This is a genomic window from Streptomyces sp. SID5464 (genome assembly GCF_009862985.1).
GTDB lineage: Bacteria > Actinomycetota > Actinomycetes > Streptomycetales > Streptomycetaceae > Streptomyces > Streptomyces chartreusis_D.
Window position 1 is genome coordinate 1 of sequence record NZ_WWIQ01000041.1, and the last position, 14,446, is coordinate 14,446.

Annotated in this window: 12 protein-coding genes; 6 read left to right on the plus strand and 6 right to left on the minus strand. The window is 71.9% G+C overall.

Features of this window, described 5'->3' with window-relative positions:
• From GTY47_RS41090 to serA, 5 genes are all read left to right on the plus strand, one after another.
• On the plus strand, positions 1 to 219 hold a 219-nt coding region (locus tag GTY47_RS41090; protein ID WP_158688485.1), incomplete at its 5' end, for a hypothetical protein.
• A 230-nt stretch (positions 220 to 449) separates the two neighbouring features.
• A complete protein-coding gene (locus GTY47_RS20940; protein ID WP_010048628.1) occupies positions 450 to 2,297 on the plus strand; it encodes an acetolactate synthase large subunit in 1,848 nt (615 codons plus the stop codon).
• 21 nt (positions 2,298 to 2,318) lie between these two features.
• On the plus strand, positions 2,319 to 2,843 hold the full coding sequence (gene ilvN / locus GTY47_RS20945) for an acetolactate synthase small subunit (protein WP_010048631.1): 525 nt from the start codon (positions 2,319 to 2,321) through the stop codon (positions 2,841 to 2,843).
• Positions 2,844 to 2,964: 121 nt separating this feature from the next.
• A complete protein-coding gene (gene ilvC / locus GTY47_RS20950) occupies positions 2,965 to 3,963 on the plus strand; it encodes a ketol-acid reductoisomerase (protein WP_010048635.1) in 999 nt (332 codons plus the stop codon).
• 267 nt (positions 3,964 to 4,230) lie between these two features.
• Positions 4,231 to 5,820, plus strand: a complete 1,590-nt coding sequence (gene serA, locus GTY47_RS20955; RefSeq protein WP_010048637.1) for a phosphoglycerate dehydrogenase — start codon at positions 4,231 to 4,233, stop codon at positions 5,818 to 5,820.
• A gap of 55 nt (positions 5,821 to 5,875) precedes the next feature.
• Here serA and GTY47_RS20960 read toward each other — a convergent pair whose 3' ends face one another.
• Positions 5,876 to 7,417 (minus strand): MFS transporter, encoded by a 1,542-nt coding sequence (locus GTY47_RS20960; protein WP_029181788.1) that lies wholly within the window; start codon positions 7,415 to 7,417, stop codon positions 5,876 to 5,878.
• An 87-nt stretch (positions 7,418 to 7,504) separates the two neighbouring features.
• Here GTY47_RS20960 and GTY47_RS20965 point away from each other — a divergent pair, with 87 nt between their 5' ends.
• On the plus strand, positions 7,505 to 8,083 hold the full coding sequence (locus GTY47_RS20965; protein ID WP_010048639.1) for a TetR/AcrR family transcriptional regulator: 579 nt from the start codon (positions 7,505 to 7,507) through the stop codon (positions 8,081 to 8,083).
• Here GTY47_RS20965 and GTY47_RS20970 read toward each other — a convergent pair.
• The 5 genes from GTY47_RS20970 to GTY47_RS20990 form a co-directional block, all read right to left on the minus strand.
• Positions 8,070 to 8,756, minus strand: a complete 687-nt coding sequence (locus GTY47_RS20970; RefSeq protein WP_010048640.1) for a dipeptide/oligopeptide/nickel ABC transporter ATP-binding protein — start codon at positions 8,754 to 8,756, stop codon at positions 8,070 to 8,072. The two genes, GTY47_RS20965 and GTY47_RS20970, sit on opposite strands and share 14 nt — an antisense overlap.
• Entirely contained in the window at positions 8,753 to 9,721 is a 969-nt protein-coding gene (locus GTY47_RS20975; protein ID WP_010048641.1) for an ABC transporter ATP-binding protein, read from the minus strand. The genes GTY47_RS20970 and GTY47_RS20975 overlap by 4 nt, the downstream gene beginning before the upstream one ends.
• The gene (locus GTY47_RS20980) at positions 9,711 to 11,480 is read right to left on the minus strand and encodes an ABC transporter permease subunit (protein ID WP_050810347.1); all 1,770 of its coding nucleotides are present in this window, start codon (positions 11,478 to 11,480) and stop codon (positions 9,711 to 9,713) included. The genes GTY47_RS20975 and GTY47_RS20980 overlap by 11 nt, the downstream gene beginning before the upstream one ends.
• The gene (locus tag GTY47_RS20985) at positions 11,477 to 12,970 is read right to left on the minus strand and encodes an ABC transporter substrate-binding protein (RefSeq protein WP_010048643.1); all 1,494 of its coding nucleotides are present in this window, start codon (positions 12,968 to 12,970) and stop codon (positions 11,477 to 11,479) included. Before GTY47_RS20985 ends, GTY47_RS20980 begins: the two co-directional genes overlap by 4 nt.
• A 105-nt stretch (positions 12,971 to 13,075) precedes the next feature.
• Positions 13,076 to 14,386: a vanadium-dependent haloperoxidase gene (locus GTY47_RS20990; RefSeq protein ID WP_231911112.1), complete on the minus strand. Its 1,311-nt coding sequence runs from the start codon at positions 14,384 to 14,386 to the stop codon at positions 13,076 to 13,078.
• Between the last annotated feature and the right edge of the window lie 60 nt (positions 14,387 to 14,446).

Genomic DNA, 14,446 nt, shown 5'->3' on the forward strand with positions numbered 1-14,446 from the left:
GGCTGCACCCACGGGCAGGGCATGGCGTTCTCCGGGCCGCTCGACGAGTACCGGCTGCGCCGGGCGCTCGCTTCCGGCCATTATCCGATGCCGCACGGACCGGCCGAACCGGCGCTCGCGGGCGGTGCCTCGCGGGTGTACAGCTCGGGGGTGTCCGCCGTCATCGGAGGCGGCACGGCCCTCTGCTCACATAATGAGACTCCCGTCCCACCCACTTGACAGTGAGTGCGTGCCGGGGGGAGGGTCTGTGCCATGCGCACCCGAATTCTCGTACTTGGAAAGCGCGTCGGCTGACGCTGAGCCTCGACCGCTCAGCGACCCCACCCGGCGCGCTCCCCTCGCTTGCCTTACGGCACGAGGGGTTTTTTGTTGCACAGGCACCCTCTGCGCAGCAGCCGAAAACCGCACAAACCTCGCAAAAACCCTCAGCATCTGAGAAGAGAATGCCGATGACCGAGCAGGCCACCGGGGCCCATCACCCGCAGCCCCGGCCCCGATCCGGAGGACAGCACTCCGCCCCCGAGCAGGTGACGGGCGCGCAGTCCCTCATCCGTTCCCTCGAGGAGGTCGGCGCCGACACGGTATTCGGCATTCCCGGCGGTGCGATCCTCCCGGCCTACGACCCGCTGATGGACTCCACCAGGGTGCGCCACGTCCTGGTCCGCCACGAGCAGGGCGCCGGTCACGCCGCCACCGGCTACGCGCAGGCCACCGGCAAGGTCGGCGTCTGCATGGCCACCTCGGGCCCGGGCGCCACCAACCTGGTCACCCCGATCGCCGACGCGCACATGGACTCCGTGCCGCTGGTCGCGATCACCGGCCAGGTGGCGTCCAAGGCGATCGGCACGGACGCCTTCCAGGAGGCGGACATCGTCGGCATCACCATGCCGATCACCAAGCACAACTTCCTCGTCACCAAGGCCGAGGACATCCCGCGGATCATCGCCCAGGCGTTCCACATCGCCTCCACCGGCCGCCCCGGCCCGGTCCTGGTCGACATCGCCAAGGACGCGCTCCAGGCGAAGACCACCTTCTCCTGGCCGCCCACCATGGACCTGCCCGGCTACCGGCCCGTCACCAAGCCGCACGCCAAGCAGATCCGCGAGGCCGCCAAGCTCATCACCCAGGCCAGGCGGCCCGTGCTGTACGTCGGCGGCGGCGTGCTCAAGGCCAAGGCCACCGCAGAGCTGAAGGTCCTCGCCGAGCTCACCGGCGCGCCCGTCACCACCACCCTGATGGCGCTCGGCGCGTTCCCCGACAACCACCCGCAGCACCTGGGCATGCCGGGCATGCACGGCTCCGTGGCCGCCGTCACCGCCCTCCAGAAGGCCGACCTGATCGTCGCCCTCGGTGCCCGCTTCGACGACCGCGTCACCGGCAAGCTGGACAGCTTCGCGCCGCTCGCCAAGATCGTCCACGCGGACATCGACCCGGCCGAGATCGGCAAGAACCGCGCCGCCGACGTGCCGATCGTCGGTGACGCCCGCGAGGTCATCGCCGACCTGATCCAGGCCGTGCAGAAGGAGCACAGCGAGGGCCACCAGGGCGACTACGGCATGTGGTGGAACGACCTGAACCGCTGGCGCGAGACCTACCCGCTCGGCTACGACCAGCCCGACGACGGCTCGCTGTCCCCGCAAGCGGTCATCGAGCGCATCGGGCAGCTCGCCCCCGAGGGCACGATCTTCGCGGCGGGCGTCGGCCAGCACCAGATGTGGGCCGCCCACTTCATCGAGTACGACAAGCCGGGCACCTGGCTGAACTCCGGCGGCGCCGGAACGATGGGCTACGCCGTCCCGGCCGCCATGGGCGCCAAGGCCGGCGCACCCGAGCGGGCCGTCTGGGCCATCGACGGTGACGGCTGCTTCCAGATGACCAACCAGGAGCTCACCACCTGCGCCCTGAACAACATCCCGATCAAGGTCGCCGTCATCAACAACGGCGCCCTCGGGATGGTCCGCCAGTGGCAGACCCTCTTCTACAACCAGCGGTACTCCAACACCGTGCTGCACTCCGGCCCGGACGACGTCAACCCCGAGGCCCGCGGCACCCGCGTCCCCGACTTCGTCAAGCTGTCGGAGGCCATGGGCTGCTACGCCATCCGCTGCGAGTCCCCGGACGACCTCGACAAGGTCATCGAAGAGGCGAACTCGGTCAACGACCGCCCGGTCGTCGTCGACTTCATCGTCCACGAGGACGCGATGGTCTGGCCGATGGTCGCCGCCGGCACCTCCAACGACGAGATCATGGCCGCCCGGGACGTCCGCCCCGACTTCGGCGACAACGAAGACGACTGAGCGAGAGAGACCGAAGAGATCATGTCCAAGCACACGCTCTCCGTCCTGGTGGAGAACACCCCCGGCATCCTCGCCCGGATCGCCGCGCTGTTCTCCCGCCGCGGCTTCAACATCGACTCGCTCGCCGTCGGCGTCACCGAGCACCCCGACATCTCCCGGATCACCATCGTCGTGGGGGTGGAGGACCTGCCGCTGGAGCAGGTGACCAAGCAGCTCAACAAGCTCGTCAACGTGCTGAAGATCGTCGAGCTGGAGCCGTCGCAGGCGGTGCAGCGCGAACTCGTCCTGGTGAAGGTGCGCGCCGACAACGAGACGCGCTCCCAGATCGTCGAGATCGTCCAGCTGTTCCGCGCCAAGACCGTCGACGTCTCCCCGGAGGCCGTCACCATCGAGGCCACCGGATCCGGCGAGAAGCTGTCCGCCATGCTCAAGATGCTGGAACCGTACGGCATCAAGGAGCTCGTCCAGTCCGGCACGATCGCGATCGGCCGCGGTGCCCGTTCCATCACGGACCGGTCGCTGCGCGCCCTGGACCGGTCGGCTTAAGACCTGAATCGGGCGGTCGGCGCGCCGTCGGCCGCCCGTATTCCGAGACCCTCAGACTTCCCTTCCGCCCCCCGTCATACGGTGGGACGCAACACCTGCACTCCCGAGGAGAGAACCCAAAGTGGCCGAGCTGTTCTACGACGCCGACGCCGACCTGTCCATCATCCAGGGCCGCAAGGTCGCGGTCATCGGTTACGGCAGCCAGGGCCACGCCCACGCGCTGTCGCTCCGTGACTCGGGTGTCGACGTCCGCGTCGGTCTGCACGAGGGCTCCAAGTCCAAGGCCAAGGCCGAGGAGCAGGGCCTGCGCGTGGTGACGCCGTCGGAGGCCGCCGCCGAGGCCGACGTCATCATGATCCTCGTCCCGGACCCGATCCAGGCCCAGGTCTACGAGGAGCACATCGCCCCCCACCTGAAGGACGGCGACGCGCTGTTCTTCGGCCACGGCCTGAACATCCGCTACGGCTTCATCAAGCCCCCGGCCGGCGTGGACGTCTGCATGGTCGCCCCGAAGGGCCCGGGCCACCTGGTCCGCCGCCAGTACGAGGAGGGCCGCGGCGTTCCCTGCATCGCCGCCGTCGAGCAGGACGCCACGGGCAACGCCTTCGCGCTGGCCCTGTCGTACGCCAAGGGCATCGGCGGCACCCGCGCCGGCGTCATCAAGACGACCTTCACCGAGGAGACCGAGACCGACCTGTTCGGTGAGCAGGCCGTCCTCTGCGGTGGTACGGCCGCGCTGGTGAAGGCGGGCTTCGAGACGCTGACCGAGGCCGGCTACCAGCCGGAGATCGCGTACTTCGAGTGCCTGCACGAGCTGAAGCTGATCGTGGACCTCATGTACGAGGGCGGCCTGGAGAAGATGCGCTGGTCGATCTCCGAGACCGCCGAGTGGGGCGACTACGTGACCGGCCCGCGCATCATCACGGACGCCACCAAGGCCGAGATGAAGAAGGTCCTCGCCGAGATCCAGGACGGCTCCTTCGCGAGGCAGTGGATGGACGAGTACCACGGCGGTCTGAAGAAGTACAACGAGTACAAGAAGCAGGACTCCGAGCACCTGCTGGAGACCACCGGCAAGGAGCTGCGCAAGCTCATGAGCTGGGTCGACGAGGAGGCGTAAGCCTCACGGCCGGGGGCCGGAGCGACAGGCTCCGGCCCTCTCGGCTGACCCGGGGTAACGTCGGTGGTACGGCGTTGTCCATCCCGTCCGGCCACGGACGGGTGATCCTTCCGCAGCGGCACAAGACGACGCCCCGTGCGCCACTAGACTGCTGCACACATACGCGTCAGGCCCACAGCGTCGTGCGTCTTCCACGCGGCAAGCATCCCTCCACCGCCTGCGGCCGTCGGGACGGCCGTCCGCAGCATTGGACTTGTGAGGACTCACGTGAGCTCGAAACCAGTCGTACTCATCGCTGAAGAGCTGTCGCCCGCCACCGTCGACGCGCTGGGCCCGGACTTCGAGATCCGGCAGTGCAACGGCGCGGACCGGGCCGAGCTGCTCCCGGCCATCGCCGAGGTGGACGCGATCCTGATCCGTTCGGCCACCAAGGTCGACGCCGAGGCGATCGCCGCCGCGAACAAGCTCAAGGTCGTCGCGCGAGCCGGCGTCGGCCTGGACAACGTGGACGTCTCCGCCGCCACCAAGGCCGGCGTGATGGTCGTCAACGCCCCCACCTCGAACATCGTGACCGCCGCCGAGCTCGCCTGCGGTCTCCTCCTCGCCACCGCCCGCAACATCCCGCAGGCCAACGCCGCGCTGAAGAACGGCGAGTGGAAGCGCAGCAAGTACACGGGCGTGGAGCTGGCCGAGAAGACCCTCGGTGTCGTGGGTCTGGGACGGATCGGTGCGCTGGTCGCCCAGCGCATGTCCGCCTTCGGCATGAAGGTCGTCGCCTACGACCCGTACGTGCAGCCGGCCCGCGCCGCGCAGATGGGCGTGAAGGTGCTGTCGCTGGACGAGCTGCTGGAGGTCTCCGACTTCATCACCGTCCACCTCCCCAAGACCCCCGAGACCCTCGGCCTGATCGGCGACGAGGCGCTGCGCAAGGTCAAGCCGAGCGTGCGCATCGTCAACGCCGCGCGCGGCGGGATCGTCGACGAGGAGGCGCTGTACTCCGCCCTCAAGGAGGGCCGGGTCGCCGGTGCCGGCCTCGACGTGTACGCCAAGGAGCCGTGCACCGACTCGCCGCTCTTCGAGTTCGACCAGGTCGTGTGCACCCCGCACCTCGGTGCCTCCACCGACGAGGCGCAGGAGAAGGCCGGTATCGCCGTCGCCCGTTCCGTGCGTCTCGCGCTCGCCGGTGAGCTCGTGCCGGACGCGGTGAATGTCCAGGGCGGCGTCATCGCCGAGGACGTCAAGCCGGGTCTGCCGCTCGCCGAGCGCCTGGGCCGGATCTTCACCGCGCTCGCCGGTGAGGTCGCGGTCCGCCTCGACGTCGAGGTGTACGGCGAGATCACCCAGCACGACGTGAAGGTGCTGGAGCTGTCCGCCCTCAAGGGTGTCTTCGAGGACGTCGTCGACGAGACGGTGTCGTACGTCAACGCCCCGCTGTTCGCCCAGGAGCGCGGGGTCGAGGTGCGGCTGACCACCAGCTCGGAGGCGACCGAGCACCGTAACGTCGTCACCGTGCGCGGCACCCTCGCCGACGGCGAGGAGGTGTCGGTCTCCGGCACGCTCGCCGGTCCCAAGCACCTGCAGAAGATCGTCGCCGTCGGCGAGTACGATGTCGACCTCGCGCTCGCCGAGCACATGGTCGTCCTGAAGTACGAGGACCGGCCGGGCGTCGTCGGCACGGTGGGCCGCATCCTCGGCGAGGCGGGCATCAACATCGCCGGCATGCAGGTGTCCCGGGCCGTGGCCGGCGGCGAGGCGCTTGCGGTGCTGACCGTGGACGACACGGTCAACCCCGGTGTCCTGGCCGAGGTGGCGGCGGAGATCGGGGCGACCTCGGCTCGTTCCGTGAACCTGGTCTGATGCTCCCTGGGGGCTGACGCCCCCGGGCCCCCGTTCGCCCTGAACGGGTTCGTCCTCACACGCCGGACGGGCTGAGTCGATCAGCTCGTCCGGCGTTTTCCCGTATGTGGACCCGCCGCAGGGTCACCGCCGCGGCTGCCGCCGCACCGGCCAGCAGCACCGCGCCCGTGATCGCCGCCGCGTGCATGCCGCTGGTGAAGGCCTCGCGTGCCGCCGTCGCCAGGGCGTCCCCCGCGCGCCCCGGCATCCGGTCGGCGACGGCCAGGGCGCCGCCCAGTGTCTCGCGGGCCGGAGCGGGGGCCGGGGCCGGGATCTCGTGGCGGTAGACGGCCGTACCGATGGAGCCGAGGAACGCCATGCTCAGCGCGCCGCCGAACTCCGTCCCGGTCTCCAGCAGGGACGAGGCCGCGCCGGCTTTCTCCACCGGAGCGGCGCTCAGGGCCAGGTCCGCCACCTGGGACATGACGGCGACGATGCCGCAGGCCAGGACGCCGCATGCGGCCAGCAGCAGCCAGAGGGAGTCCGTTCCGGCCAGGGCCAGCATCACGTAACCGCACGCGCTGACGGCGAAGCCCGCGCCGACGACGTGAGCGCGCGGAACGCCCCGCTGCACGAGCCGTGCGCCGACCGGCGCCGCGAGCCCGATGGGCACCGACGGCAGCAGGCTCCACAGCGCGGCTTCGAGGGGGCTCTTGTCCAGGACCGACTGGATGTACTGGGTCGTGAAGTACGCCGAGCCCATCATGCCGAAGGCGGCGACGAGGTTGAGGACGACGGCCGGGGTGAAGCCGCGGTCCCGGAACAGCTCCGGCGAGATCAGCGGGGACACCGCCGTGCGCTGGCGGTGGACGAACAGGGCGGCGAAGAGCAGGCCGACCGTCACCGACATCACGTACCGCACGTTCCAGCCCTCCGACGCGAGTTCCTTCAGGCCGTAGATCACCGGGAGCACCGCCGCCATCGACAGGGGCACGCTCACCCGGTCGAAGCGGCCGGGGCGCGGGTTGCGTGACTCGGGCAGCAGGACTGGACCAAGGACCAGGAGCAGCAGCATCGCGGGCAGGTTGACCAGGAAGACCGAGCCCCACCAGAAGTGCTCGACGAGCACACCGCTCATCACCGAGCCGAGCGCGATGCCGGCCGTCATCACACCGGACCACACCCCGATCGCCTTGGTGCGCTGCGCGGGGTCGGTGAACATCGTGCGCACCAGCGCCATCGTGGACGGCATCAGCGTCGCGCCGCCGATACCGAGGACGGCGCGGGCGGCGATCAGGGTCTCGGCGCTGTTGGCGTAGGCCGCGACCAGGGAGGCCGTACCGAAGGCGGCGGCTCCGACCAGCAGGAGCCTGCGGCGGCCGATGCGGTCGCCGAGCGAGCCCATCGTCATCAGCAGGCCGGCCAGGACGAAGCCGTAGATGTCGAAGATCCACAGCTGCTGGGTGGCGCTCGGCTCCAGATCCGCGCTGATCGCGGGGATCGCGAAGTACAGGACGGACACGTCCATCGAAACCAGCAGCAGCGGCAGCATCAGCACGCCGAGAGCCGTCCATTCGCGGCGGCCGGCGCGGGCGGGAGGGTGTGGGTTCGTCGTCATGGGGCAGGACTGTACGGGCGTCTTAAACGCTTGTCTAGGACGTTTGTATAAGACGGACGTCTGGATGTCGGAGTAGGGTGACGAGCCATGGGACACCGTGAGGATCTGCTCGAAGGCGCCAAGCGCTGCCTGATGGCGAAGGGGTTCGTGCGCACGACGGCGCGCGACATCGTCAAGGAGTCGGGGACCAATCTGGCGTCGATCGGCTACCACTACGGCTCGAAGGACGCGCTGCTCGCGCGGGCGTACGTCGAGATGGTGGAGGGGATGTCCGAAGCCTTCGAGGGAGGCGGCGAGCTGAGCGGGGAACCGGGGTCGCCGGAGCGGTTCGCCGCGGTGTGGGCGAACATCATCGCCACCATGCGCGAGCCCGGTTCGATGTGGCGGCTCAGCATGGAGATCGTGGCCATGGGCGACCAGCTGCCGGAGGTGCGGGAGCATCTCGCACGGGCCCAGCGGGAGGGGGCGCGCGGCATCGTCACGCTCTTCCACGGCGGGCGCGAGGAGGACGTCCCCGAGGAGCGGGTGGACACCCTCGGGTACTTCTACCTGACCCTGATGATGGGTCTCATGGCGCAGTGGACCTTCGACCCGAAGAGCGCTCCCGAGGCCGGGCAGCTCGCCGAGGGGCTCCGCCAGGTGATCGAGGCCGCTACCCGGAAGTGACGCCGACGCGTCCCTCGCGCATCTCGACGATCCGGTCCGCGAAGTGCCGTACGACCGCCCGGTCGTGGCAGATGAACAGGTAGCCGAGACCCAGGTCGTCCTGGAGGTCGGCGAGCAGGTTCAGCACGCCCGCGCGTACCGAAGGGTCGAGTGACGACACCGGCTCGTCGAGTACCAGCAGCCGCGGTTCGGACGCCAGGGCACGGGCGATGCCGGCGCGCTGGCACTGGCCGCCGGAGAGCTCGTGCGGGTGGCGGTCGCCGTACGCGGGGTCGAGGCCGACCCGGTCGAGGAGTTCGGCGACCCGGGCCGGGCCGTCGGCGGGATGCCAGCGGCCCTGGATCTTCAGCGGTTCGGCGATGGCGTCGCGGATGCGGTGGCGGGGACTCAGCGAGCCGTACGGGTCCTGGAAGACGGGCTGCATACGGGGCCGCAGCGGGCGTAGTTCGCGTTCGGTGAGGGCCGTCAACTCACGTCCCTCGAAGTGGACTTCACCACCGGCCGGGCGGGGCAGCTGGAGTACCGCCAGAGCTGTGGACGACTTGCCGCAGCCGGACGGGCCGTTCAGGGCGAGGGTCTCGCCGGCGGCCAGGGCGAAGGAGACGCCGTCCACGGCGGTGACCGGGCCGTACCGGACGACCAGGTCGCGGACGTCGAGCAGGGGTTCGGTCATGCGGGCTGCCGCTCCTTCAGGAACAACTCGGCGGCCGGGTAGGGGAGTTCCTCCCAGCGGTGGCAGGCGACCAGGCGGCCGGAGACCTGCCGTGGCTCCGGTTCCGCCGTGTGGCAGGAGTCCGCCGCGAGCGGGCAGCGCGGGGCGAAGGCGCAGCCCGGCGGAAGGGCGCCCGGGGCGGGCGGGGTGCCGCGCAGGGCGGGGAGGCGACGGCCCGGGGGCGCGTTCTGCGGGAGGGATGCCAGCAGTCCGGCCGTGTAGGGGGCGCGGGGGCGGGCCAGTACCTCGTCGGCGGCGCCGAGTTCGGTGAGGCGTCCGGCGTACATGACCAGCACACGATCCGCGTGGCCCCGCACGACGTCCATGTCGTGCGTGACCAGGACGAGCGCGGCGCCGACCGCCTCCCGCTGCTCGGCGAGCAGCCGCAGCACCTGGTCGCGGCGCTCCTCGTCGAGGGCGGTGGTGGGTTCGTCGGCGACCACGATGTCCGGTTCGTTGATCGTGGCCATGGCGATCACGGCCCGCTGCCGCATGCCGCCGGAGTACTCGTGCGGATACGCCCGCGCCTTGCGTGCCGCGTCCGGGATGCCGACGCGGTCCAGGGCCGCGACCGCCCGGGCCCGGGCCTCGGTGCGCGAGACCCCGGCCACCGACCGCACGGCGGCGGCGAGTTGGTCACCCACCCGGTGCACGGGTGACAGGGCCGACAGGGCGTCCTGCGGGACGAGGGAGACGCGCCGGCCCCGGTGGGCCGAGAGGTCCGGGCTGATCGTCCCGCTCGTCGTCGCGCCGCGCGGCAGCATGCCGAGGAGCGCGCGGGCCGTGAGGGACTTGCCCGCCCCCGACTCGCCGACGATCGCCAGCACTTCGCGAGGCCGGACGTCGAAGGACAGGCCGCGCACGGCCTCGACCCCGTCGAAGGCGATCCGCAACTCGCGCACCGACAGCAGCGGCTCAGACTCCAACGGGGGCCTCCTTCGTCATCTTGACCGGAGTCGGGGTGGCTCGCCGTCCCCTCCGGCCCTGTGTCAGTGCCGCGCCCGACACCGCGAGGCCCGCGAGCAGGGCCAGCGCCACCGCCGGGGCGAGGGCGGCCCAAGGGGCGCGCTCCACATAGGCGCGGGACTCGTCGAGCAGCAGACCCCACTCGGGGGCGGGCGGCTGGGCGCCCAGACCCAGGAAGCCCAGCGAGGCCAGGGCCAGGGCGATGCCCGGCAGGCGCAGCAGGGCGTGGCGGGCGACCGGGGCGGCCACCGACGGCAGGACGTGCCGGGTGAGGATCCAGAACGGGCTCGCCCCGATGGCCCGTTGGGCGGTCAGGAACGCCGACGCCCGCACCTCCTGCACCAGCGCCGCCGCGTGCGCGGACAGGGCAGGCCAGGAGATCAGCGCGACCGCGAGGGCCGCGCCGCCGGTGCCGGGGCCGACGGCCGCCGCGACCAGGATGCCGACGATCACCGGGGGCAGGGCGTTGGCGATGTCCGCGGCGCCCTCCGCGATCCGGGGCAGGAAGCCCAGGACGAGCGCGACCAGCAGGCTCAGCAGGCAGACGGCCGCCGCCGTGCCGGCCGTGGAGGCGGCGCCGTGACCGAGGCGCGCGAGCACGTCACGGCCGAGGCCGTCGGTGCCGAGCGGGTGCGCCCAGGAGGGCGCGGCCAGCCGGGCCGTGGTGTTGACGGCGTACGGGTCGCGCAGCAGGCCCCAGCCGATGGTGACGGCGAGGACGGTGAACAGCGACAACGGGACCGCGGGATGTGCGCGCACCGGCCGTGCCGGGGGCAGTGCCAGCGAGGCGTCCCGCAGGGCCGGGCCCAGCAGCCGCCGCCGGGCGAGCGCCGCCAGCGCGCCCGTGACCAGCCCGAGCGCGAGCAGCGCGAGCACCGCGCCCTGGAGCAGCGGCAGGTCCTGTGACTTGGCCGCGCCGAGCGCGGTACGGCCGATGCCCGGCACCGCGAAGACCGTCTCCACGGCGACCGCGCCTCCGGTGAGCCCCACGGCGACCATCCCGAACTGCGGGACCAGCGGCGGCAGGACGCGGCGCAGGGCCGCCCCGGCGATCCGCGCCCGGCTCACCCCGGCGCCCCGCCACAGCTCCACCCACCGCTCGTCGAGCACGGCGGGCAGCGCGTCCGCGACCAGACGCCCGAGCAGGGCGCCGCCGGGGACGCCGAGGGCCACGGCGGGCAGGACCATGTTCTCCGGCCCCGCCCAGCCCGACGTCGGCAGCCACCCCAGCCACACTCCGAACACCAGCAGCACGACCGTGGCCAGCAGGAACTCGGGTATGGCGACCAGCATCGCGGCCCAGGCCCCGGCCGAGGACCGGCCCCGCACCAGCACCGGCGCGACCAGGGTGCACGCCAGCAGCAGCGCCAGGCCGAGCGAGGCGCCCATCAGCGCCAGTGACACCTGGAGCCCGGAGACCACCGAGGGCAGGACCTCGGTGCCCGACACCCAGGAGGTGCCGAGGTCGCCGTGCAGCAGGTCCGAGGCCCAGTGGCCGAGCAGGGACAGGGGCCCGGCGTCCAGACCGAGGTCCCGCCGTACGGAGTCCAGGGCTTCCTTCGTCGGGTCCTGCTCGGCGGATCGGGCCCGCAGCACGGCGAGCGCCGGGTCCCGGCCGGAGAGCCAGGGCAGCAGGCCGACGGCGGCCAGGACGGCGATCAGACTGAGCAGGCGGGTCAGAGCGGCGGCGTCCGCCAACCGCCGTATCCGGGCTCTCACTTGACGTAGGTGTCCGCCGTGACCAGTTCCCGCTCGCGCGGGTCGTGGGCGACACCGGTCACGCCGGCGGCGTCGCCCTGGATCACGCGTTCGTGCAGCATGGGCACGGCCGCGTCCGTGCCGAGTACGGCTGCCTCGGCGGCGATGACCGCCTTGCGCCGGACGTCGCCGGTCGGCGTCCGGCCGGCCTTCTTCAGGGCCTTGTCGACGGCCGGGTCCGCGAGCTGGGAGATGTTGAAGGAGCCGTCGGAGGCGAAGTCGCTGTAGAGGTAGGCGGCCGGGTCGCCGGAGTCCAGCACGGTGGCGCGGGAGAGGATGAACGCGTCGAAGCGGCCCGCCAGCGCGTCGGACTCGATGTTGGCGTACTCGCGGACGTCGAGCTTCACCTTGAACCCGGCCTTCTGCAGCTGCTGTTGCAGCGCGGCGGCGACCTCGGGCAACTCGGCGCGGTCGGTGAAGGTGCCGATGGTGATCGTCTTGCCGGCCGGGGTGCCGGCCTCGGCCCGCTTCACCGGCTCGCGCAGCTCGGCCGCCCACGGCAGGGCGGGGCCGAGCAGCCCCTCGGCGACATCGGCGCGCCCCTCGTACACGCCCTTCACGATCGACTCGGCGTCGATCGCCGCACGGGCCGCCGCCCGCAGCGCGGCGTCCTTGAAGACGCCCTTCTCGGTGTTGAGGTACAGGGTGTTGGTGCGCGGCATGGGCACCTCGGTGATCAGGTCCTGGTCCAGCACCGCCGCCTGCGAGACCGGCACCGCCTCGACGATGTCGGCCTCGCCGGTGCGCAGGGCGGCGGCACGGGCGGTGCCGTCGGGGACGAACCGGACGTCGATGCCGGGGGCCTTGGCCTTCTTCCCCCAGTAGCCGTCGTAGCGGTCGAGGGCGGCGGAGGAGGTGCCGTTGACCTTCGTCAGCTCGAAGGGGCCGGTGCCCGCGCCGACGGGGCTGACGGTCTTGCCCCGGTAGGCCTTGGCCGCAAGGATCGACAGCTGCGGGGAGCTGAGCCGCTGTGGGACCAGGGGGTCCTCGGTGGCGGTGGTGACGGTGACCTTGTCGCCGTCGGCCTTCGCGGTCAGGTCCACGCCGTCGAGGATGCGGGGCTTGGGGGAGGCGGCGGCGGCCTTGGTCAGGGAGTTGACGACGGTTTCGGCGGTGAGCTTCGTCCCGTCGTGGAAGGTGACGCCGTCGCGCAGGGTGAAGGTCCAGCTCCGGCCGGACTGGGTCCACTCGGTGGCCAGGGCCGGCTCGGCGTCACCGTCCGCGTTCAGCTTCACCAGGGTCTCCGCCGTGGACCAGCGTGACAGCTTGAAGGCGTCGTCGGACAGCGGGGACAGCGCCGAGCGCGGGGGCAGCATCATCGCGACGCGTATGCGCTTGCCCCCTGCCCCGGAGTCGTCGGTGGCCGGCTGCCCACCGGAGAAGCAGCCGGTGAGCAGGGCGGAAGCCGCGCTGAGGGCAGTGAGGGGGACGAGACGAGCGGGGACGCGCACGGGACACCTCGGTCAAGGCCTGGTAAATGATTGAACGCGGCACGACCGTAGCATGATGACAATCGTTTTCAGAAGTGTCCTCGATCGGCTGCCCGCGGCAGGGCGTCAGGGAACCGGTCGGAAGTACGTCCGCAGCGCCCAGGCGGCGAGTCGCCGGCCGGTGGCGTCGCCCACCTCGTCGGCCGTCCGGGTGTGGATCCCGCCCCAGACCCGGGCGTCGACGACGTCCCGTTCGTACTCGTGGGCGTAGCGGTAGTGGCGGGACGTGCCGGTGGAGGTCGAGCGGATGTACAGGTCGACGCGGGAGGTGCCGAGGACCCCGGTCAGCATGCGCATCAGCGCACCGCCCATGGTGGCGTGCCCACTGAGGTAGTCGGGATGGGCCGGAGTGACGAGCAGCGGCTCCCAGCGCCGGTCCGCCCGGGTCGCCGGGTTGCCGTCGGTGTCGGCCTCCCGGATGGCGGTGACGGGCCGCCAGGTGCCGTAGTGGAGCTTGGCGTCCCAGGCGGTGATGACGGCGTCCGCCTGCGCCGTGTTGGCCGCCGCGTACAGGCGTGCCGTCTCGGCGATGCCGAACCCGTGCCGGGTGGCGTGGTCGCCCAGGGCCCCTTGCAGGTCGAGGACGGCGAAGTACCGGGCGGTGTCCGTCTGTTCGGGGGTCCGGTGCGAGCCGGTCCGGCCTCCGTAGGCCGCCAGCTCGTGGAGGTCCCGCGCGTACCGGGCGGAGCGCGGTGAGGGTGGCGGGCCGGGGCGGAACTGGTGCGGGGAGTCCAGCAGCAGCGGCCGGACCCGGCCGATCCAGGCACTGGCGAAGGGCTCGTGCCCGGGCGGGGTGGGACGCCAGACGCCGGGGCGCGGACGGGCGGGAAACGGTACGGACGCGCCCCGGCCGTCGTCACGGCGGAGTTCGATGACGTGGTCGGCGGCGCGCTTCCCGAACGCGACGCCCTCGTCCTCGGCCGCACCGTCGGGGATCTCCGCGAGAGTGCCGGTCAGGGCGGTGTCCAGCCGGGGCGCGGCTCCGGGGAAGTGATGGCGCAGCACCCGGTGCGCGGCCGAGGCGGCGGCCGCCGCGGACGAGGCCGTACGAGGCGCCCGCCCGTCCCACTTGTACGGCGTGTAGCGGCCCTCGATGCCGACGACGGCGTTGTAGACGGCGGTGGAGACGTACGCGTCCCAGATGAGCGACTCGGGCGGGGCCGGGTGGGCCTCGGCCCGGATGGTGGCACCCGCCGTGCGCATCCACTCGATCACGGTCGACGCGTCCCGTTCGCCCTGCCCGGCTCCGGACCCCGCGCCCGCAGGGCGGCCCGCCCCCGCACTCGCGTGGCTGCCCGGCAGCGCGAGCGCGAGCACCCCGCAGGCCAGCCCCGCCACCACCGTTCGCGTCGCAGACCAGGCGCGTCGGTTCCGCACGTGAACTCCTCCCGGCCGATGGCACGCCAGGAGAACCGTGACCGCGCGCGGCACCCGGCG